Raw genomic sequence first — 20911 nt, forward strand, 5'->3', positions numbered from 1 at the left:
ATTCAGGTGGTTATAACACCGGGGTTCCACCTCTTCCCATTCCGAACAGAGAAGTTAAGCCCGGTCGTGCCGATGGTACTGCGTATAAGTGGGAGAGTAGGTTACCGCCGTTTTAAAAGGGAAGTCCTCGTACAGATAATGTATGGGGACTTCTTGCGTTGATACAGATAGATACAGGTATGTATGACCTCTATAATTTTGATTTTCTGGTATTGACAGAAAATTACAAGGAAAAAGAATTGGAAGATGCTTTGGTCGCAAATATAGCCAAGTTTTTACTGGAATTGGGACAGGGCTTTGCGTATGTCGGGAAGCAATATCCAATACAGGTGGGAAACAGAGAACGAAATATTGATTTGCTGTTCTACCATTTGGAATTACGTTGCTATGTAGTTATTGAATTGAAAGTCAAAGAATTTGAACCGGAATATACCGGCAAACTCGGATATTACATCATCGCAGTCAATAATCAATTGAAGAAAGAGGTCGATAATCCGACAATAGGATTGCTTATTGTTAAAGAGAAAGATAATATTGATGCTCAGTATTCTTTGGAAAGTAGCAGTCAGCCTATCGGAATTTCGGAATATACTTTGTCTAAATTGATACCGGAGAATTTTAAATCTTCTCTGCCGTCCATTGAAGAAATAGAAAGGGAGTTGAATAAAGAGGAAGAATAAATACAATGTCAGTGAGTAACCTATGCCCCAACAAGACTTCGACAACTTCAAACAACGCCTGAAAGGATGGAAAGAAACCCATCCAGAGGAATACGACTTGTTCGAGGAAGAAATGAACAGTCGTGATGCCGTTGGCTATCAAAAGATTTTGAATCTGGCCGTTACTCTTGTTCCTGCATATCAAAAGTTTATCAATCAGAAAGCGAATCAGGGAACTTTTGATGATATTTCCGAAATTGAAAACTTGTTCGCAGAAAACAAGTTAGCTCAAACGTTGCTCAACGGATTTGAGAATCCCGACAAAAACATCATTATTCCCGCAATGCTCTACTGGCTATATTTTGGTCAAAGTTTTGAACGCATGGTAGAAAAAGGAGAAGAATTACGCAAGATGCCGGACATTAGTTATATCAGGAAATTCCTTATCAAATCTACCATCCGTTTACTTAGAAACAAATCCACCAGCTTGGGACTTCGCGCCAAATCCGATTGGGAAAAGCATTATCAACTGATGAAAGAAGTAGATGATAGTGAAGTTCTTGATTTGGATGCAAAAGCAAATACACTACTTACTAAACCAAAGAATAACAAAGAATTATCATTGGAAGACATGATAATGGTTGGCGATGAAAAGAAAGAAATACTCTTAACCAAAATCGGGGATTACATCCGGCGGGGGACAAAAGGCAAGAAAATCGCATGGATGATTCTTGCTTTGAGACAATTAGGCTATCTTCCCAATACCACATCCGACCGACATTTGTTCAATGCTATTCGTGAAAAATTCGGATTAGACATCGGTTCGGACAAAGGTATTTATGCTTACCTTGACCCTTCTGTACAGAAGTATGACCGTTCCGAAATCGAAGCTTTGATGAACTACTTCAAGCTAAATTAGATTCAAACTGATTCAATTCCGTTGAAACTTTTTCTGTGTAAGAATGTGAACTTTTCCTGTTGATTATTCGGATAAATTTCGTATATTTTTGTAGCCGCTTTCCACTATTCGGATAGCGGCTTTCTTTTTTTGTATGCCTGCCGGAAAAGAAAGTTTCATACCGTCGGGCGTATGTAATGTATGAAAAATCTATTATCAATTATTCAAGACGAAAAAGCCAGCATCAAGTTGGAAGTAAGCGGTGAGGATTTATTGGAATTTTCCAATGACCTGATTAACCGGGCAAAATCGGAATTATCTACTGAAATTGCCGAAGCCCGGAAAGAACGATACCTCACCCGCAGTGAAGTAAAGGAAATTTGTGGCGTTTGCGATGCTACTTTGTGGCACTGGAACAAAAAGAACTACCTGAAAACTATCAAGGTAGGGAACAAAGTACGTTACCGGATGTCGGATGTCCGGCGGATTTTGGAAAGTAACCAAGAAAACCGCTAATCCCATGAAAAAAGAAAACAAGGATTCTAGGAAATACATCCGAGTGGGTACAACCCTCTATAAGATTGTCCGCCGTCCGTTGATGAGCGGTGATTTTATAGAGGAACGCCGGGTGTGGAACTATGAGACCCTCAGGCAAGACCACTCCAAAGACTTCATTTCCCGAATTGAGAAGTACGATGGCTTTTGCTCCGTCCCCGACCACATTAGTTATCAGCGCAGCATCGGCACGTTCTTGAATCAGTATGAGCCGATTAATTATCAGCCTGCACTTGGCGACTGTCCGTTGATTTTGGAATTTCTAAGGCATATTTTCGACGAACAGTTTAAAATGGGTTTGGATTATCTGCAATTGCTTTACCTCAAGCCATTTACCAAACTCCCTATTCTTCTTTTGGTTTCCGCAGAACGAAACACAGGCAAAACGACTTTCCTCAATTTCCTGAAAGCGATTTTTGCCGGAAACATGACTTTCAACACCAACGAGGACTTTCACAGTCAATTCAATTCCGACTGGGCAAACAAGTTGATTGTCGGTGTCGATGAAGCTCTGCTCGACCGTAGGGAAGATTCCGAGCGCATCAAGAATTTGAGTACAGCCCTTTCCTACAAGGCGGAAGCTAAAGGAAAAGACCGTCAGGAAGTAGATTTCTTCGCCAAGTTTGTATTGTGTTCCAATAACGAAACCTGTCCTATTATCTTCGAAAAAGGCGAAACACGTTATTGGGTGCGCAAAATACATCCGCTTACTCAAACGAATGTCAATATGTTGGATAATCTGAAAAGAGAAATTCCTCAATTCCTGTACTTTCTTTTGCACAGGGAATTAAGCACAAAGAAAGAATCCCGCATGTGGTTCAGGCATGATTTGTTGGTTACCGATGCTTTGCGCAGGATTATCACATATAATCGGGGAAAGATGGAGAATGAAATGATTCATATCATTTCAGACCTGATGCAGATACAACAAACGGAAGAATATCAATTTTCCGTCAATGATTTGTTCGATATGGTCAGGCGCACAGCCATTTCAACCGATGCCAATCAAATCCGAAAAATAATGCAAGACAAATGGCGGCTTCAACCGCAACCGCCAACCTATTATACGGCTTGCATTTTCGGTTGCAACGGCGAAATTCTATCCTTGCCCGGTAAGACGGCAAGAGTGTATTGTATCTCGAAAAAGCAATTGGACGGGATTATGTCAGAATGTTAGAAGTATGTTTTAATTTATTGATTTATAACAAGTAATAAGTCTAACAAAGTTCTAACAAATCTCTTACAACCTAACAAATGATAAACCTAACAAAAATATCGGGCTGTAAGAAGAATGTAAGACTGATAAGTTACTAATAACCAACGATTAAACAAGTATTTCTAACAATATCACAAAATTTCAAAGGACTTCTATCCAACCGGAATAATTCCCTCTGAAAGAAGAATAACAAATTAAACACAGCAATATGAACATGTTAAATGAAATATCAATAAGACAATATTTAGCAAAGATGAATATCCATCCGGTAAAAGATTACGGCTATTACGGAATGTGTCACTGTCCGTACAGAGAAGACCGGAATGCAAGCGTCAAAGTGGATTATAACAGAAATGTGTGGTATGACTTCGGAACAAATGAAGGCGGGACAATGATAGACCTTGTAATGAAAATGGAAAATTATTCATTTCATGAAGCTGCAACCAAATTGGAAAAAGAATATGCAAACAACCCCGATTCATTTTCTTTTCATGGAAAACCTGTTTCCGATGAAGTAAAGGGTGATGCTCCTGTGATAACCATTCAAAATATCATTCCGGTTACCCATCCCCAATTAGTAAGTTGGGTTCAGGAACGGAAAATAGATTTAAACCTGGCAAACCTGTATTGCCGGGAAGTCCATTACCGGAACAGGAACAGGGACAGGGATTATTTCTCTATCGGGTTCAGGAATGACAACGGCGGATATGAATTGAGCAGTCCGCCGAATTTCAAAAGTTGTATTTCGCCAAAAGATATTACAACTATCAAGAATAATAGCAATACTAGTCTGGTAAAGGTTTATACATAACGTTCAAGTATCGTTTATCAAGCCGGAACAGGGGAAATACAGGTAACGGTTTAGTAACTGTACCCTGTCCGAAAGGGGTATTTTCCGGTCTTTTTCCGGCTTCATCAACCTGTTTGCCTTTTGATTAAAAATACTGGTAATCAGTTAGTTTGCTTCAACTTACGCAAAGTTGCTTGTGGGTATTAATTTTTAACTAAAAAGTAACAAACTTCTACAGTTATCAGTGAACAGTAAACAACTCGTCACTTTTTAACTAAAAAGTAACATTTTCCCATAGTACATGACAAAAAATATTACAAAATCTTATATTGCCCTTACAGGGCGCGGTTTCAGGGATTGTATTTTCCCTCCCAAGGCGTTGCCATTGGGCTATATTATGTAGCCCCTTCAGGGCATCAAGGAAAGAAACAGGCTGAAGGCCTGATATATTCCAGCCCGGGGTAACACCCCGGTGAGATGACAACCGAAGGAACTGCGCCCTGTAAGGGCAACATAATAAGCCTTTTAAATATATATAAAATATTTTTTGTCATGTACTATGCATTTTCCACACTCAATTCGTTTTTTACTTTCTGGATTGCTTCGGGCAAACCCTCGCAATGACGAGAGAAAAACTCCTTCCTTATTTTAACTAAAATGTAACAAACCTCTACAGTTATTTTTTAGCTGTTAGCCGTTAGCCCTTGCTCGCGCGGCTACCCTCTTTGTCATCCTGACCGCAGGGAAGGATCCCGATCCCCGAGAGACAGGAGATGCTTCCTGTCGTCAGCATGACAAACTAGAATTTAACTAAAAAGTAACAAACTTCTACAGTTATTGTCGCTTCGCGCCATTTGCTAATTCGCTAATTTTCAAATTATCACTACATCTATAGATAAAACTAACGCCGGACAATGTTTCACTTCTCATCGATTCGCGCCATTCTTCATTTTTAATTCTTCATTTTTTTGAGGGTTGCCCTGTATTATAGTAAATAAAAAAGTGCGATCGTTTACCGATCACACTTCTTCCATTTTGTACTTTCGAATTATTCTGCGTTCAAAGTATAGCGTTTAAATCCTGTAACAGCCAGTTCCTTGTCGTTTGCGGCAAGATATTGAGCGATTGTTTGTTTTGGATTTTTTACAAACTCCTGTTGAAGCAATGTAAATTCTTTATAGAATTTTTGTAAAGCGCCTTCTGCAATTTTATCAAGCAGATTTTCAGGTTTTCCGGCTTCGATAGCTTTTTCTCTTGCGATGTTTAATTCTCTTCGTTTGACTTCTTCAGAAACATGTTCAGGAAGAAGGGCGACAGGATTCATCGCCGCGATTTGCATTGCCACATCCTTAGCCACTTGAGGATCTACATTTGGTTTATTAAATCCTACGATTGTAGCCAGTTTGTTTCCCGGGTGTACATATGCTACAACTGTCGGTGCTGTTACTTGTTCGTAAACGTTTAATTCCATTTTTTCTCCGGTAACACCCATTCTGTCTGTTACCAGCTCTGCGATTGTACGATCTCCAACTGTGATTGTTTTTAGAGTATCCACGTCAGCAGGTTTGTTTTCCAGAGCCGCAGTAAGTATAGATTTAGTCATTCCTACGAAATCTGCATTCATAGCAACGAAGTCTGTTTCGCAGTTGACAGCGACAATTGCCGCAAATTCGCCTTTAGTTGCAGCAAGTACACAGCCTTCAGAAGCATCACGGTCTTCCCGTTTAGCTGCGAAAGCTTGTCCTTTTTTGCGTATTATTTCGATAGCTTTGTCAAAATCACCTTCTGCTTCGGTCAAAGCATTTTTACAATCCATCATACCGGCACCCGTCATTTTGCGTAAGTGCTGAATGTCTGCCATAGAAATTGCCATATTCTTTCTCCTTTTATTTAGTTTATAATTTTTTGTTAGTTGACAAGTAAACAAGATACGAGATACGAGTTTAAAAATTTTAGTGTTTAACTTGTATCTTGTCTACTCGTTAACTTGTTTACTTTGACAAAAAAGACCAAGAAATAGTCTCGAAGAAAACTCTTAGAGGCTAGATCTTAGTCTATTCGTTTTATTTACTCTTCCTCTTCTTTAGCAAATTTGCTGGCTACCGCAGCATTCATTGCATCTTGGTCTTCTTTTGCTACCGCTTTCTTAGCGCCAGACTTAGATTTACGTTCTCTTCTTGGAGATTCTTCATCGTCTTGGGCTTCTGCAGCAGCAGAGTCAGCTTTTTCGATCTTTCTTTCTTCCAAGCCTTCTTTAATTGCTTCGCAAAGGCTTCCCAGAATTAGTTCGATTGATTTTGCAGCATCATCATTCGCCGGGATTACAAAGTCGATATCCCCTGGATCAGAGTTTGTGTCTACCATTGCGAATACAGGTATTCCAAGGCGATTGGCTTCTCTTACTGCAATATTTTCTTTCATAACGTCTACTATAAATAGAGCAGATGGAAGACGAGTCAGGTCTTGGATAGATCCTAATGTTTTCTCCAGTTTTGCACGTTGACGTGTAACTTGAAGTCTTTCTCGTTTTGACAAAGTGTCGAAAGTACCATCTTTTATCATTTTGTCGATAGTAGACATCTTTTTCACAGCTTTACGGATTGTAGGGAAGTTTGTCAGCATCCCACCCGGCCAGCGTTCTACCACATAAGGCATATTCACGTTCAGTGCCAAATCTGTAACAACTTGTTTCGCTTGTTTTTTTGTAGCAACAAACAATATTTTCTTTCCTGATTTGGCTATTTGCTTTAATGCGGCGGCAGCTTCTTCAGTCTTAGCTATTGTTTTATAAAGGTCGATAATATGTATGCCGTTGCGCTCCATAAAGATATAAGGAGCCATCGCCGGATTCCATTTTCTTTTTAAGTGTCCGAAGTGTACACCGGCATCTAATAATTGGTCGAATTCTAATTTTGCCATTTTTTTGTTTTTGTTTTCGTTTACTTTCTTTTTCTGTTAGTGAATTGTCGGGTAGTTCATTTTTCGAAGTCCCGGCAATTTAGATACTAAACGTAATTTTAGAGATGAGGCCGTCTCATCATATATTAACCAACTTAAACTTTTTAAGCAGCAAAAGCTGACAAAGCGTAATTGGGTAAAATAATATCCAAATTAACGTTTTGAGAATTGAAATCTTTTTCTTGCTTTTGGTTGTCCCGGTTTTTTCCGTTCTACAACACGTGGGTCGCGAGTCATAAATCCTTCAGCTCTAAGAGCAGGCTTATCTTCTGGGTTGATCTTTACCAACGCGCGGGCGATACCAAGGCGGGCAGCTTCTGCCTGTCCTTTATATCCACCTCCGTTAAGGTTGATCTTGATGTCGTATTTTTCAGCAACGTCTAATTTGTTTAGAGGTTGTTTTACAACATATTGAAGAATAGTTGAAGGGAAGTAATTGTCTAGTTCACGTTTGTTGATCACTATTTTTCCGGTTCCTTCGCTTACGAATACGCGAGCTACAGCAGCTTTACGTCTTCCTATTGCATTTACTACTTCCATTAATGATTATTTAAGAGAGTTAATATCTATTGTTTTTGGTTGTTGAGCCTCATGATTATGCTCATTGCCTGCGTATACGTGAAGGTTTTTCAAAAGAGCAGCGCCTAAACGGTTTTTAGGTAACATCCCTTTTACTACCTTCAGTACCAAACGGTCAGCTCCTTTTTCCATAATAGTAGCCGGAGTTGCTTCTCTCTGACCTCCGGGATAGCCTGTATATCTCAGATAAACACGGTCGTTCCATTTGTTACCGGTAAGAACAACTTTATCTGCATTGATGATAATCACATTATCGCCACAGTCTACATGCGGAGTATAACTTGGTTTGTACTTCCCTCTCAGAAGTTTAGCAACTTTAGAAGCCATACGCCCTAAAGTTTGTCCCGATGCGTCAATCACAACCCACTCTTTGTTTACAGTTGCTTTATTCGCTGAAATGGTCTTATAGCTTAAAGTATCCACTTACTTAAAAATTAATTTGGTTAATTACTTTTTTTCGATCCACACAATAACTACCCGCTTATCGAGCTAAGATATGATAAGCGATAATGATTTGTAAATCAATTTTTTACGTTTTATTTCGTAATAATCGGCTCGCAAAATTACAATTTTTAAGTGACTTAACAAAATAATTGAAGGGTTTTTAAAGCCGATTTGAAAGTTATACTTTGATTAGCAATTAATTCATCCGTAAATACTCGATTATTTACATCCTGCTTTTACTCTGAAACCATCTTGGAGAGAATATCCTCTGGCTTCAATACATTTGTAATTGACAAAATGGTAGTATCCACTTTTCACAACAGGTAGTTTATCATAGCTGAAGTTGGCTATCGCTACGTATATCGTGATACCGTTATTTAATTTATATGGGGTAAAATGGGTATTAATATCTTCTAATGTGAATGATTCGTAAAAGTCGTAGTATGAATATGGACTTATAAACATTTTGACAAACGGTTTCCTTTCTTTCTCCGATTCTATGTTGGTGATCATTCTATATCTGTCAAAGACCCTCCATGATGTCCAAATTGTACTGCAAGTTAAAAATATACTTAGAATAAGGATACCGGTGAAGCGGGAATGGTGTTCTTTATTGTTATTGATAGAAAGAGCCACACAAAGAATAAAGAATGCGGGCATCATACCACTTACAAACCGGAAGGATGGACCGTTGATCGCCCAGATAGCCAGAGCGCATAACAAACTTAGGTAAAGCGAGATTTGTATAGGGCTAATTTTCTTACGGATAATGGGCACAATCGAAAAAATGAATGATATACATGTGGATATAAAAATGAAAATAGTGATACTTTTGTCCCATGATGGTATTCCGTTTTTCACAATATCCCAACTATCCAGAAATGCTCTTGTACCTTCGGATAAAATAAGCTTCTTTTCGTTGACAACGACACTCAGAGGCAGTTTCCAGTCTAAATCAAGCAGGTCCGATCCTGCTAAAGGGAATATCAGGTAACCTGTTAAAATAATATTTCTTATCAGCCATAAGGTTCCGATCAGAAAGCATAAAGTTCCTATGAATATAATTGTCTTGTATTCTTTGTTTCTTACAAGATAAACCAGGGATAATACAGCTAATATGGCAAAAGCCGCAAATGATAGTTTAAGGGTAACTATAAATATAAGTACAATAGTTAATAGCAGAATATCTTTCTTTCCCGGATTAGGGTAGAAAATGTATTTTGATACCAGGTATAAAATAATGAGATTCGGTAGTAAATCGGTTGTCGTATTCAACATTAATTTTATACTTAGCAGATAAAATATGATGAATCCGAATAATACAAGTATTCTTTTAAATTGGAAACCGGATTTGAAAAGTTCATTAACTATCCAACAAAAAAAGGCTAGTATAAATAATGAATCCAAGGAATGGATCATTTCCCCGAATAAGAACCTGAAAGAAAAAATTGAACTCAGGAGAAGGTAATTTGAATTAAACCCCATGCGATGGTCTAGGTTTGCTAAACCGGGAACAATAGCGAACTCTTCGTTCCAGCGGATGTTCTGATGATGATAGAATAAAGAGTCGAAAGAACCCTCTTCCCAAGAGTTGGCAGTGAGTAATATGAGAACAAACAGTAATATAATAAGCTTTCCGGATAGTGTTAGTTCTTTTACGGGGTTGTAAATATCTTTTATTAAGTCCCTAAAACGTCTTTTGTTGAATAGCCAGTATATTGTAGACGCAATGATGCATACAAATAAGAAAACATGATTTGACGGTAATATCAAAGACCATATCGATAACGGTATGGATATAAAACATAAGCCCAATAGCATTTTCTCTAATAGGTTATATTCCTCTTTTCGTTTACATGCTTTATTATAAAATGTTAATAATATATCTCCAAAAGAAAGAAGGGTAAAAAAAATTATTATCCAGGAAAATAGGGTTGCGATCATAAGTCATTTATTTGCAAAGTTTTCGACAAGTGCTTCTCTCAACGCGTCCAAAGTATTTTATTTTGTAATAACCGGCTCGCAAGATTACAATTTTTTAATGAATTAACAAAGGAGTAACGTGATTTTTTCTATAACTTATTTACACTCAACTTTAAGTCTAAACCCTTTTTGTAAATCTTTACCTCAGGCTTCCGGGTTGCGATCATCTGTACCAAACGATTTTGCCATTGCGGGAATAGCTGTATTTACAGCCTCGTGGTATCGAGCCCCTGCATAAAAAAAGCAATGGCTACAATTAAGGAAATCGTGTAAGATTTATTTATTTTCATTCAGTCGGAAACCTTTACTCAAATCGTATGCAAAGTAATTCTTTTACTTTATATTCCTGCTAACTCTCTTTTGCTTCTATAAGCTTTTCTATCGTAAAAGAGTTCACCTCTTCAAACGGCTGCTTCCTATATGTACATTCAGACATTCTGCATAATGAACAAAAATGTTCGCGGCAAGAGTCTGAATGTATAGAAACCAAAGCATTTTCAGGAAACAAAGACAAAAGAGTATGCCTCAACTCTTCACACGAAGAGTGTCCTTCATCTATATTGTAATACCAGGGTAGTGTTAAGTCACAATCAATAAAATAGCTGCTTCCGGACTTCAATACTTTCAGATTATGTATATCAATCCATTCGGGCTTTCTATTTTCATTGATAGCTGTACATATCTTCTCCAGCACGTCTTCATCGGCTGTATCTATCAGGTTATTGATTGTTTTTTTCAGGATGCCAATTCCCGTATAGGCGATAATAGCGCCGAATATAATAGCTAACGCGCTATCGATCCAGGTTAGCCCTGTAAAATATAAAACAAGTAGTCCGGTTACTAATCCTATTGTAGAATAAGTATCCGATTGCAGATGCTTTCCTCCTGCTACCAATGCGATAGAATCATATTTCCGTCCCTGATGAATACTGTACCACCCTAATAAATAGTTTATCGCGCCGGACACAGCCACTATTATGACACCGATATCCAAGCTCTCTATCACCGATGGATCGAATATCCGCCGGATACCCTCGTATATGATAATGCCTCCGGCCGTAAAAATGAGTATACCCTCTATAGATGCGGATATAAGTTCTATTTTCCCATGACCAAAAGGATGATCTTCATCTTTAGGTTTCGCGGCCAGCCTTATAGCATAAAGACTGATAAAACCTGCTACGACATTTACAATGCTTTCCATCGCATCGGTCAGTATACCAACCGAATTTGTCAGAAAATAAGCTGTAAATTTCCCTGTCAGAATAATTATTCCGCAAAAGACGACTAAAGTCTGAACCCGTTGCTTTATTTTATTAGGATGGGTGCTATTCATTTATTCCAATCAATCTTCAAATTTACATCGTTTTTTTACAAGATCACAAAAAAGCAAGGTTATTATCTTCTATTTTATTAAATTTGTACTTCTAATTTACAATGCCATTCTATGAAAAAAATAGTTCTGCTTTCAGCCTTATTCCTTAATTTAAGTATAATATTCGCCCAATCAGGAAGAGAGTTATTGACGCTGGATAGCTACCTTATACCCATGAATCGGAAAGGGGCAGTCATAGGCAAAATCATCACCCGTCCGGGAGAAAAAGCAACACTCAAAGATCCGTCCAATATGTTCACGGTCAATAACGAAGGTTATATAACTCTCAAGAAGAATGTATCTATAACCGAAAAGTCACCGGAGTGTTATCAAATAACATTACAGAACAACAAAGGAGAAAAGAAAACTTTTGCATTGGTAAAAGACAATTTTATACGCAATAAGGTTATCGCCCATCGCGGAGCTTGGAAGAATCAAGACGCAAGCCAAAATTCAATAAAATCCTTGAAGAAAGCTATTGAACTAGGCTGTGAAGCAGCAGAATTTGACGTATGGCTATCATCTGATAATATTCCGGTTTTGTCTCATGACCCATCAATAGGAGGAAAGAATATAGAAGAAACCACCGCAGAAGAATTGGTTAAGATACCCCTTGAAGACGGAGACTTTGTTCCCAGCCTCGAACAATATCTACTTCACATAAAAGGCCAGAATAAGACCCGCTTAGTGTTGGAAGTAAAAGCTTCTCAAAAAGGGAAAGAACGTTGCGAAGCTGTCGCTGATTCGTCTGTGCAATTAGTACATAAGCTGGAAGCACAGGCATGGGTAGACTATATAACATTCAATTTTGATGCCGCTATACGCATGCGCGAATTAGATCCTACCGCAAATATACTGTACCTGGAAGCGGATAAAAGCCTTGAAGAATTAAAGGCAGCAAAAATATCGGGAATAGATTATCATTTTTCTCACTTCGAAAAAGACCCTGAGCTTGTTAAAAAGGCAAACGCCCTGAATCTAAAAACAAACGTCTGGACTGTAAATAAGGAAGAAGACATGAAAACCTACATCAATATGGGATTGGACTATATTACAACAGATGAACCGGAATTATTATTAAAGCTTGTGGGAAAGTAACAAGTAATGGAAAGTATTTATTACAACATAATTTTCGTTTTTGTCATGCTGACGATAGGAAGCATCTCTTGTCAGTTCCGCTTTTAAGGAACGAGATCCTTCGTGCCTCAGGATGACAAAGAGAATGTTGCATTAATTATCATAGATTACTTAACTCAATATGATCCGGCAAATTATATTATGATTCTAAAGATTATCAAAAAAGGAATTTCTTTTTCATAAAAAAAGCTTTACTTTGTTTTTTCAGGAAGTAATTTTTTTCAGCTTAAAAATTGTACCGTGAATAAAATTAAAACCATTCGTGTAGAAGCATTGGATATATTTCGTGCTATCACTATGTTTCTAATGCTATTTGTAAATGAAATACCCGGATTAAAAAATATCCCCCACTGGCTGTTACATGCTGCAACAAACGAAGATATGCTAGGCTTTTCGGATACAATTTTCCCTGCATTTCTTTTTGCAATGGGTATGGCTATCCCGTATGCAATCCAAAACAGATTAAAAAAAGGCGACACAACGATCAAAATAGGCGGGCATATTTTCTGGCGCACACTGGCTCTTCTAATCATGGGATTATTCACAGTAAATATAGGCCAACTCGATCCTGTTGAGACGGGCATGACTTCTTCTGCTTTCATGCTGTTAATGGCATTAGCATTCTTCCTAATATGGAGCGTATACCCAAAAACCGATGACTGGAAGGATAACTTATTCATAGCGATGAAAATTGCAGGTGTAATAATTCTGGTATATCTGTTTGTAATATTTGAAGGAAAAAACGGTGAAGATTTTGCTCCCAGATGGTGGGGTATTTTAGGACTGATCGGCTGGACTTACGTTCTCAGTGCAAGTATATACCTTATCACACGGGAGAATCTTTTATACAACTCTATTGCTTTGATCATTCTGATTACTTTATCTCTTTTATCTGCCTCCGGCACATTCAAAGGATGGCCGTTAATAGACCAAATACCAAGCCAGGCTACTCTGTATGCGTTCGGCATGGCCGGAGTATGGGCAGGAACATTTATGAGAAAATATGCAAATAAAGAGGAGCCAAAGCGTTTTTTTATTGTAATGGCTGCTATAGGCGTTGTTTCTCTAATAATAGCAATTATAACCCACCAGTTTTGGATCATCTCTAAAATACAAGCTACTCCCACCTGGTTTTTCTATTGTTGCGCTATTTTCTTTCCACTGTTTGCTTTTGTTTTCCGGCTCACAGACATTAAAGGAAAAAGTAACTGGTTTCACATCATAAAGCCGGCAGGTACCGTAACGCTTACCTGTTATATTATTCCTTATGCATGGTATAGTTTGCAGACAATAATAGGATTCAACTATCCTGCATGGATGATGACCGGTATAGCAGGAATAATCAAATCGCTACTGTTTTCACTGGCTATCATAGGCATTGCATGGCTACTAATGAAAGCGAAAATAAGGCTAAAAATCTAACTGTTTTTTTTATATAGAACTCCGGTAAACAAAAATTGGATGGCAAATCATATACCATCCAATTATAAAATACATCTCTAATGAAATTCTAGCGCCTTCGATCTCTCATCCGACCTTGCATCTCTTTCTGAATTTCATCGTATTTCTTCTGTTGTTCTTCTGTAAGTAAAGCTTTTATAGCTTCATCCCTTTCCTTTTGATTTTTCTGGATTTGTTCCCGCATTTTCTCGCGGTCTACACTTTCCCCACGTTGAGGCATCGACTGAGCCGATTTCAGATAAATGTCATAAACCTTTTCTTTTTGCTCCTTTGTTAACCCCAATTTTTCTACCAGAGTTTCAGTTTGCCGCTTTGCCCTTTCTTCCGGGGTCGATCTTTGTCCCTGTTGTGCAGATAGTGTAACTACAGCAAACATGAGCATCAAAAACAATACTAGCTTTTTCATACACAATAATTATAATTTAAAGAAATATTTGACCTGTACAGCTATACAAAATATATATCTTACAAACCATAATTGTTTAGACTAAAGAAACGGCATAAAGTAAAATCCGAAAAGACGAATGTTTTGGTTAAAAAAAACTAAACAGCAGGCAGATTATAAATTCTGCATCAAGGCATTACGATTAAGTATTGTAACTACCTTCCCATCCGTCTCTCTATAAGCCGCTCATCGATCATATTTCTTATTTCACGGGCCAAAGCAGGGCGAGTCACATTCAGGTATTCTGCAAGTTGCATCTGATTATGAGCTATAGAAACCACATCGTTACCGGGTTTATATTCAAATAAGTAATAAAAACGAAAATCGAACACAACGATTTCATATATATATATTATCTTTACAGATTATAGTATCGCTCTTTATGATTAGAAGTAATGATACTTATACGAGGTTAGTATTAAGAACGAGAGTAGACTTTTACCGTCTGAATGTTATCTAATCTCCCCGAGACAGAAGAAAGAAAAAACGATATAAAATGATTTACAAATGGAATTACGAAGACCTAACAACCCAGCAAAAAGAGCAAAGAGATGAGCTTGCTAAGAAATTAGGCATAAGCCCGGTTCTATGCAAACTCTTGGTACAAAGAAACATTTCATCGATAGAAGATGCCCGTAAATTCTTTCGCCCGAATTTGAAAGATTTACACGACCCTTTCCTATTGCCCGATATGGATAAAGCTATCAAGAGAATAGAAAAAGCACTGGGACAAAAACAGCGTATCCTGATATATGGCGATTACGATGTAGACGGAACGACTGCTGTTGCACTTGTTTACAAATTTCTACGGAAATTTACAACAAACCTGGACTACTATATCCCTGACCGTTACGACGAGGGATACGGTATATCCGAACAAGGTATCGACTACGCCGAAGAAACGGGCGTAAAGCTTATTATAGCGCTTGATTGTGGGATAAAAGCCGTTGAAAAGGTGGCATATGCAAAAAGTAAAGGAATCGACTTTATTATAGGCGATCATCATATGCCGGATGAGGTCTTACCCGATGCTATAGCCGTTATAGATGCAAAACGTATCGACTCGACATATCCATACGAACACCTTTCGGGGTGCGGAGTAGGATTCAAGCTGGTTCAGGCTTTGGCGCAAAACAACAAAATAGACTTTTCTGAAATACAGGACCTCCTTGACTTGGTGGCGGTTAGTGTTGCATCGGACATTGTTCCCATAACGGGTGAAAACAGGATACTCACCTACTATGGACTTAAGCAGCTAAATTCGAACCCTAGCCTGGGTTTGAAGGGAATTATCGATATCTGCGGGCTCACTTACAAAAGTATAACCGTAAACGACATCATATTCAAAATAGGACCACGAATCAACGCTTCAGGCCGGATGATGAAAGGCAAAGAGGCCGTCGATCTGCTATTGGCTAACAGTATAGAAGATGCCCGCGAGAAAAGCGCGAACATTGACCATTACAATGACGACCGCCGCGAACTGGACAAACGTATCACCGACGAGGCGATTCTTTTCATAGACCAAAATATGGATATGAAAAGTAAGAAAAGCATTGTCATATACAACGGAACATGGCATAAGGGAGTTATAGGGATAGTCGCTTCCCGGCTGACCGAAAAGCATTTACGTCCGGCTGTTGTACTTACCAAATCACAAGGTATGATTACCGGTTCGGCTCGTTCGGTAATGGGATTCGATGTCTATAAAGCCATAGAAGCATGTAAAGATATTCTCGAGAACTTCGGAGGTCATACGTATGCCGCCGGATTGTCTCTCAAAGAAGAAAATCTGGACGAATTTAAGAGACGTTTCGAAGCATTGTCTTTGAAGATGATAGCGCCCGAAATGATGCGTCCCCAGATAAATATTGATGCTCAACTCACATTCAGGGAAATAAACAATAAGTTTATAGAAGAGCTGGAATCTTTCGCGCCTTTTGGCCCCGAAAATCTGAACCCAATATTTGTCACATGTGATGTACAAGATTATGGTACCAGCAAGATAGTAGGCAAAGATAATGTGCATCTGAAACTAGAAATGATAGATAAAACCGTTATAACCCCTGTAAACGGGATTGCCTTTCGTCAAAGCGATTCTTATGAAAGAGTAAAAAACGGTGAGCCTTTCGATATATGCTATACGCTGGAAGAAAATGTTCACAACGGAAAATCGAATATACAACTGTATGTAAAAGATATAGATACCGGACAATTAAACTGATCTTCAACAAAACAAAGCTTATGAAAAAAACGTTATTATCAATTATTGCAGTGTTGTTTGTTTTTGTAGCTTGCGGGAATAAGGCCAATAGTGCAAAAGCAGAAAAAAAAAGTTCTGATTCTCTGAATATGGCACAGGAATATATAAAAGCCGATGTTTACGAAACAAATAAGGGGCCGCTGAAAGTAACATTGGTTGGACACGGATCACTGATGTTCGAATATGAAGGAAAGATAATCCAAGTAGATCCGTACTCTAAAGTTGCAGACTATACGAAACTGCCTAAAGCCGACCTCATTATTCTAACGCACGAGCATGGCGACCATCTGGATACTGTTGCTATTAACGCCATAAAAAAAGCTGATACGCATTTCATTGTATCTAAAGTTTGCAATGAGATTTTAGGATATGGCGATGTTATGATTAACGGAGATCATTCTCATTGGGAATCTCTGCATATCGACGCTGTCCCTGCTTATAACATGGTGAACAAAAAACCTGATGGTGAAGCATACCACCCTAAAGGCAGAGGTAATGGCTATATTATAACTTTCGGAGACAAAAGGGTATACATCGCGGGAGATACAGAAAACATTCCGGAAATGGACAAGTTGAAAGGTACTATAGACATAGCCTTTATGCCGAAAAACCTTCCTTATACCATGTCTGACGAAATGTTTATTGATGCGGCGAAAAAAGTATCACCCAAGATTCTCTATCCGTATCATATGTCAGAGTTTGACCAAGCAAAAATCGAGAAGGCTCTGAAAGGAACAGATATTAAGTTGGAAATGCGTCCGATGAAAAACAATTAGTGAATTTGAAAATTTGAAAATGTTGACTGATGACTGATGACTGTTGACAGCCGCTCGCGCAGACGTCCCCTGTTGTTGTGCAACAAGCACTGGAAGTCCGCGCCAGTAAGGGGCAGCCGACTATGCCGGAGGTAAAGGATTATTGGATAATGTGATTGTAATTAAATGACGGGATTACCACGCGATACAATCGCGCGGTAGCGGCGGGAAAACAATTAGCAAATTTTAAAATTAGCAGATTAGCAAATGGTATTATTGCTACGACATTCTCAAATCTTCAAATTTGCTAATTTTCAAATTGAATAAATGGATATCTTTCATAAAATATTAAGACAATATTGGGGCTACAGCCAGTTTCGCCCTTTGCAGGAAGATATTATTCATTCTATCAGCGCGGGGAAAGACACGCTGGGGCTGATGCCTACGGGAGGAGGCAAGTCCCTTACTTTTCAGGTTCCGGCTATGACAATGAAGGGGCTCTGCCTTGTGGTCACCCCTCTTATTGCCTTGATGAAAGACCAGGTTGATAACCTCCGTCAAAGAGGAATAAGATCTTTGGCTGTTTACTCAGGAATGACACGACAGGAGATTATCACGACATTGGAAAATGCTATTTTCGGTGACTATAAGTTCCTCTATGTTTCCCCCGAAAGGCTGGCTACCCAGTTATTTCTGAGTAAACTCAAGGACATGAATGTATGCATGCTGGTAGTAGACGAATCACATTGTATTTCGCAATGGGGATACGATTTCCGCCCGTCATACCTTAAGATAGCCGACATACGGCAACATCTGCCCAATATCCCCGTATTGGCGCTTACAGCAACAGCAACGCCCGAAGTCATCGACAATATACAAGAACAGCTTCATTTCAGGGAGAAGAATGTATTTTGTAAGAGTTTCGAGCGAAAGAACCTGGCTTACTCCATAAGAAACATTGAAGGAAAAGCCGAAGAATTGGTACGGATATTGGAAAAGACAAAGGGTTCGTCTATTATTTACGTACGCAGCCGGCAACGGACAAAAGAGATATCAGACTTTCTCGTCCAAAATAATTTCTCTTCCGATTTTTACCACGCGGGACTAAGTAGCGCAGACAAGACAAAGAAGCAGAATGCATGGAAAAATAACGAAACCCGTATTATTGTATGTACCAATGCTTTCGGGATGGGAATCGACAAACCCGATGTACGATTGGTAATACATACCGACCTGCCAAATTCCATAGAAGAATATTTTCAAGAGGCCGGACGTGCCGGGCGAGACGGAGAAAATTCATCAGCCATTATACTTTTTGAAAAGAATGACAGTACCAAACTCAAAAAACGAGTACGGGACGAGTTCCCCGAAAGAGAGTTTATACATCATGTATATGATTCATTGTCCTACTTCTTTCAGGTAGCCGAAGGATCGACAGGGCCCGTGTTCGATTTTAGTATCCGTCAATTTTGTGCGACATACAAACTCCCTCTTTTACCGGCACATAATGCGTTAAAGATACTAGACCTTGCGGGTTATATTGAATACACAGAAGAAATAGATAATCGCTCGAGAGTGATGTTTACAGTCTACAGAGACGAATTGTACCGTTACGATTTCGACAGGGAATATGAGCAACTGGTGAATACTATTCTGCGGCTATATACAGGCCTGTTTACAAACTATGCTACTATCGATGAATCCGAGATAGCATTGCGTCTTCACTCAAGCAGGAAGCATATATATGAGATGCTAAAAACACTTGCAAAAAGGAATATCATAGATTATATCCCGCACAAGAAAACTCCACTTATCACCTATACTCGCCGGCGTGTGGAAAATAAGTACCTCAACATTCCCCGTTTAGTAAATGAAGAGCGTAAAGAACGCTTTGAGAAGCGAATACTTGCAATAAGCCACTATGCCGAGCAAACAGAGACTTGCCGAAGCCGGTTATTATTATCCTACTTCGGGGAAAAAGATGCCCAAAATTGTGGAGTATGCGATATATGCCTGGGCAAAAACATGCCGGCAATGACAAACGACAGGTTTAGAAATATAGCGACTGCAATTAAGGATACTCTTAAAGATGGCGAACAAAATATAGATTTCATTGTAAATACGCTTTCTCGATATTCACAAAAAGAGATTGTAAATGTTATCCGTCATATGGCAGATCAAAAAGAAGTAACATTAAGTGAAGGGAAAATCAGATTATAAAAAAATATGATTATCCGTATTTATACCTAAACTCATTTTTATAGCTCACGCAAGCTATGAGCAATCTGCCAAAGAGTGCCTCTCCAAAATATCTCCGGTTGAATTTGTAGCAAAATTCGTCCAAGTAGTTTTGCCGGAACTCCGGCTTGATGTCATGAAAGGTGTTTATCAGTTGCCTTTTGGCGTTACTGATAGCGAAGTGTACCCAGGGCAATACCTCGCCCACTTTCTCCTTGGGAATAACCTGAGCGTTGTGCTTGGGGACAAAATGCTTTAAGTCGACATAAGAGGTCGAATCATCCGTGTCCATTTCTGTGACATTGCCCGTGAGCTCTCCAACGACTTTATTGATGGTTTCCTTTTTCAAATCATCAATCACTTTCATTTTTAAATAGCCTACCCTACGGGATTTTTGCCCTTCCTTCGGAAATTCCACCAGTTCACTTTCTGCCATAACAAGAACCTTTGTCTTCTTTTGGCTTCCACGCCCACGCTTGAGGGGTTTTTCTTTTTCAGCAGCGGGTGTCCCGGTGGAAAAATAGACCTCATCCAGCTCTATGCGTCCGGCTAAGATGTACTCATCATCCCTTCTTCCCATCGCCTGACGGAGCTTGTGTACCATGTGCCAGACAGGCTGATACCGATTATGACCCAGCTGGCGTTGAATCTCCTTGGCTGAAAATGTCTTTTTCGTGGAAGTAAGTAAATCAATAGCGATGAACCAATAACGAAATGGCAGTTTGGATTTGTGCATCACTGTACCGCTTTTAAGGGTTATGCGCGTACGACAACCCTTGCACTCATATTGCTCCTTGTCCTGCTTCCAATAATGGTCATCCCCACCACATTTAGGGCAAATAACACCAGATTGGTCTCGATACTCTTTGAATTTTTGCTTACAACTTTCTTCGTCCGGAAATTGAGAGAAAAAATCGATTAAGGTCATAGAACTTAGATTTTTCTTTGTAAAGATAATCATTTTAGGTAAATATACGGGTATCAATTAAAAAGAAATAGGAAAGTAGATATGCAGTATATAATGGGCTTCATTTTAGTAAGTATATGTTAGTTTTTGGAGTTTTTGGCTTACAAATATAATAGAGTTTATATTTAATAAAAGATTATTCTATTTATTTACAGGTATTTATACATAGTTGATTTTTTAACCACAGA

Annotated in this window: 19 protein-coding genes and 1 rRNA gene; 11 read left to right on the plus strand and 9 right to left on the minus strand. The window is 38.7% G+C overall.

Features of this window, described 5'->3' with window-relative positions; all coding sequences use genetic code 11:
* Window positions 1-2 precede the first annotated feature (2 nt).
* From rrf to ACYPZI_RS10240, 6 genes are all read left to right on the plus strand, one after another.
* Window positions 3-113 (plus strand): 5S ribosomal RNA (gene rrf / locus ACYPZI_RS10215).
* 66 nt (window positions 114-179) lie between these two features.
* Window positions 180-680: a PDDEXK nuclease domain-containing protein gene (locus ACYPZI_RS10220; RefSeq protein WP_459601218.1), complete on the plus strand. Its 501-nt coding sequence runs from the start codon at window positions 180-182 to the stop codon at window positions 678-680.
* 22 nt (window positions 681-702) lie between these two features.
* Entirely contained in the window at window positions 703-1578 is an 876-nt protein-coding gene (locus ACYPZI_RS10225) for a DUF6043 family protein (RefSeq protein ID WP_459601220.1), read from the plus strand.
* A 180-nt stretch (window positions 1579-1758) separates the two neighbouring features.
* Window positions 1759-2073, plus strand: a complete 315-nt coding sequence (locus ACYPZI_RS10230; protein ID WP_459601222.1) for a helix-turn-helix transcriptional regulator — start codon at window positions 1759-1761, stop codon at window positions 2071-2073.
* A gap of 4 nt (window positions 2074-2077) precedes the next feature.
* The gene (locus ACYPZI_RS10235) at window positions 2078-3289 is read left to right on the plus strand and encodes a primase-helicase family protein (RefSeq protein WP_459601224.1); all 1212 of its coding nucleotides are present in this window, start codon (window positions 2078-2080) and stop codon (window positions 3287-3289) included.
* Between the two features lie 247 nt (window positions 3290-3536).
* Window positions 3537-4139: a CHC2 zinc finger domain-containing protein gene (locus ACYPZI_RS10240; protein WP_459601226.1), complete on the plus strand. Its 603-nt coding sequence runs from the start codon at window positions 3537-3539 to the stop codon at window positions 4137-4139.
* A gap of 1027 nt (window positions 4140-5166) precedes the next feature.
* Here the strand turns inward: ACYPZI_RS10240 and tsf are convergent.
* The 6 genes from tsf to ACYPZI_RS10270 all read right to left on the minus strand — a co-directional run bounded on the left by tsf (window position 5167) and on the right by ACYPZI_RS10270 (window position 11418).
* On the minus strand, window positions 5167-5991 hold the full coding sequence (gene tsf / locus ACYPZI_RS10245) for a translation elongation factor Ts (protein WP_459601228.1): 825 nt from the start codon (window positions 5989-5991) through the stop codon (window positions 5167-5169).
* A gap of 194 nt (window positions 5992-6185) precedes the next feature.
* The gene (gene rpsB / locus ACYPZI_RS10250; protein WP_459601230.1) at window positions 6186-7037 is read right to left on the minus strand and encodes a 30S ribosomal protein S2; all 852 of its coding nucleotides are present in this window, start codon (window positions 7035-7037) and stop codon (window positions 6186-6188) included.
* A gap of 192 nt (window positions 7038-7229) precedes the next feature.
* Window positions 7230-7616, minus strand: a complete 387-nt coding sequence (gene rpsI, locus ACYPZI_RS10255; RefSeq protein WP_459601232.1) for a 30S ribosomal protein S9 — start codon at window positions 7614-7616, stop codon at window positions 7230-7232.
* 6 nt (window positions 7617-7622) lie between these two features.
* Window positions 7623-8078 carry a 50S ribosomal protein L13 gene (gene rplM / locus ACYPZI_RS10260; protein ID WP_459601234.1) on the minus strand — a complete coding sequence of 152 codons (456 nt, stop codon included), beginning with the start codon at window positions 8076-8078 and terminating at the stop codon, window positions 7623-7625.
* Window positions 8079-8318: 240 nt separating this feature from the next.
* Window positions 8319-10043: an LIC_10190 family membrane protein gene (locus ACYPZI_RS10265; RefSeq protein ID WP_459601236.1), complete on the minus strand. Its 1725-nt coding sequence runs from the start codon at window positions 10041-10043 to the stop codon at window positions 8319-8321.
* Window positions 10044-10431: 388 nt separating this feature from the next.
* Complete coding sequence (locus ACYPZI_RS10270; RefSeq protein ID WP_459601238.1) at window positions 10432-11418, minus strand: cation diffusion facilitator family transporter; 987 nt, start codon at window positions 11416-11418, stop codon at window positions 10432-10434.
* Between the two features lie 111 nt (window positions 11419-11529).
* Between ACYPZI_RS10270 and ACYPZI_RS10275 the strand changes: the two genes are divergently transcribed.
* Both ACYPZI_RS10275 and ACYPZI_RS10280 read left to right on the plus strand, forming a co-directional pair.
* Window positions 11530-12555, plus strand: a complete 1026-nt coding sequence (locus ACYPZI_RS10275) for a glycerophosphodiester phosphodiesterase (RefSeq protein WP_459601240.1) — start codon at window positions 11530-11532, stop codon at window positions 12553-12555.
* Between the two features lie 279 nt (window positions 12556-12834).
* On the plus strand, window positions 12835-14016 hold the full coding sequence (locus tag ACYPZI_RS10280; protein ID WP_459601242.1) for a DUF5009 domain-containing protein: 1182 nt from the start codon (window positions 12835-12837) through the stop codon (window positions 14014-14016).
* 88 nt (window positions 14017-14104) lie between these two features.
* On the opposite strand, the gene ACYPZI_RS10285 is transcribed toward ACYPZI_RS10280, so the two are convergent.
* Both ACYPZI_RS10285 and ACYPZI_RS10290 read right to left on the minus strand, forming a co-directional pair.
* Window positions 14105-14461, minus strand: coding sequence for a DUF4890 domain-containing protein (locus ACYPZI_RS10285; RefSeq protein WP_459601244.1), 357 nt, complete (start codon window positions 14459-14461; stop codon window positions 14105-14107).
* 194 nt (window positions 14462-14655) lie between these two features.
* Window positions 14656-14832, minus strand: coding sequence for a helix-turn-helix domain-containing protein (locus tag ACYPZI_RS10290; protein ID WP_459601246.1), 177 nt, complete (start codon window positions 14830-14832; stop codon window positions 14656-14658).
* A 164-nt stretch (window positions 14833-14996) separates the two neighbouring features.
* Between ACYPZI_RS10290 and recJ the strand changes: the two genes are divergently transcribed.
* From recJ to ACYPZI_RS10305, 3 genes are all read left to right on the plus strand, one after another.
* Complete coding sequence (gene recJ / locus ACYPZI_RS10295) at window positions 14997-16724, plus strand: single-stranded-DNA-specific exonuclease RecJ (RefSeq protein ID WP_459601248.1); 1728 nt, start codon at window positions 14997-14999, stop codon at window positions 16722-16724.
* A gap of 20 nt (window positions 16725-16744) precedes the next feature.
* The gene (locus tag ACYPZI_RS10300) at window positions 16745-17539 is read left to right on the plus strand and encodes an MBL fold metallo-hydrolase (RefSeq protein WP_459601250.1); all 795 of its coding nucleotides are present in this window, start codon (window positions 16745-16747) and stop codon (window positions 17537-17539) included.
* A gap of 306 nt (window positions 17540-17845) precedes the next feature.
* Window positions 17846-19738 (plus strand): RecQ family ATP-dependent DNA helicase, encoded by a 1893-nt coding sequence (locus ACYPZI_RS10305; RefSeq protein WP_459601252.1) that lies wholly within the window; start codon window positions 17846-17848, stop codon window positions 19736-19738.
* Between the two features lie 10 nt (window positions 19739-19748).
* On the opposite strand, the gene ACYPZI_RS10310 is transcribed toward ACYPZI_RS10305, so the two are convergent.
* Window positions 19749-20684 carry an IS1595 family transposase gene (locus tag ACYPZI_RS10310; RefSeq protein ID WP_459601254.1) on the minus strand — a complete coding sequence of 312 codons (936 nt, stop codon included), beginning with the start codon at window positions 20682-20684 and terminating at the stop codon, window positions 19749-19751.
* Window positions 20685-20911: the final 227 nt, after the last annotated feature.

This window comes from Dysgonomonas reticulitermitis (assembly GCF_054601275.1).

Excerpts from the sequence above, each read along its gene's own strand:
- ACYPZI_RS10220 (WP_459601218.1), top strand. The coding sequence starts at position 180 with ATGTATGACCTCTATAATTTTGATTTTCTGGTATTGACAGAAAATTAC.
- ACYPZI_RS10225 (WP_459601220.1), top strand. The coding sequence starts at position 703 with ATGCCCCAACAAGACTTCGACAACTTCAAACAACGCCTGAAAGGATGG.
- ACYPZI_RS10230 (WP_459601222.1), top strand. The coding sequence starts at position 1,759 with ATGAAAAATCTATTATCAATTATTCAAGACGAAAAAGCCAGCATCAAG.
- ACYPZI_RS10235 (WP_459601224.1), top strand. The coding sequence starts at position 2,078 with ATGAAAAAAGAAAACAAGGATTCTAGGAAATACATCCGAGTGGGTACA.
- ACYPZI_RS10240 (WP_459601226.1), top strand. The coding sequence starts at position 3,537 with ATGAACATGTTAAATGAAATATCAATAAGACAATATTTAGCAAAGATG.
- tsf (WP_459601228.1), bottom strand. The coding sequence starts at position 5,991 with ATGGCAATTTCTATGGCAGACATTCAGCACTTACGCAAAATGACGGGT.
- rpsB (WP_459601230.1), bottom strand. The coding sequence starts at position 7,037 with ATGGCAAAATTAGAATTCGACCAATTATTAGATGCCGGTGTACACTTC.
- rpsI (WP_459601232.1), bottom strand. The coding sequence starts at position 7,616 with ATGGAAGTAGTAAATGCAATAGGAAGACGTAAAGCTGCTGTAGCTCGC.
- ACYPZI_RS10265 (WP_459601236.1), bottom strand. The coding sequence starts at position 10,043 with ATGATCGCAACCCTATTTTCCTGGATAATAATTTTTTTTACCCTTCTT.
- ACYPZI_RS10270 (WP_459601238.1), bottom strand. The coding sequence starts at position 11,418 with ATGAATAGCACCCATCCTAATAAAATAAAGCAACGGGTTCAGACTTTA.
- ACYPZI_RS10275 (WP_459601240.1), top strand. The coding sequence starts at position 11,530 with ATGAAAAAAATAGTTCTGCTTTCAGCCTTATTCCTTAATTTAAGTATA.
- ACYPZI_RS10285 (WP_459601244.1), bottom strand. The coding sequence starts at position 14,461 with ATGAAAAAGCTAGTATTGTTTTTGATGCTCATGTTTGCTGTAGTTACA.
- recJ (WP_459601248.1), top strand. The coding sequence starts at position 14,997 with ATGATTTACAAATGGAATTACGAAGACCTAACAACCCAGCAAAAAGAG.
- ACYPZI_RS10300 (WP_459601250.1), top strand. The coding sequence starts at position 16,745 with ATGAAAAAAACGTTATTATCAATTATTGCAGTGTTGTTTGTTTTTGTA.
- ACYPZI_RS10305 (WP_459601252.1), top strand. The coding sequence starts at position 17,846 with ATGGATATCTTTCATAAAATATTAAGACAATATTGGGGCTACAGCCAG.
- ACYPZI_RS10310 (WP_459601254.1), bottom strand. The coding sequence starts at position 20,684 with ATGACCTTAATCGATTTTTTCTCTCAATTTCCGGACGAAGAAAGTTGT.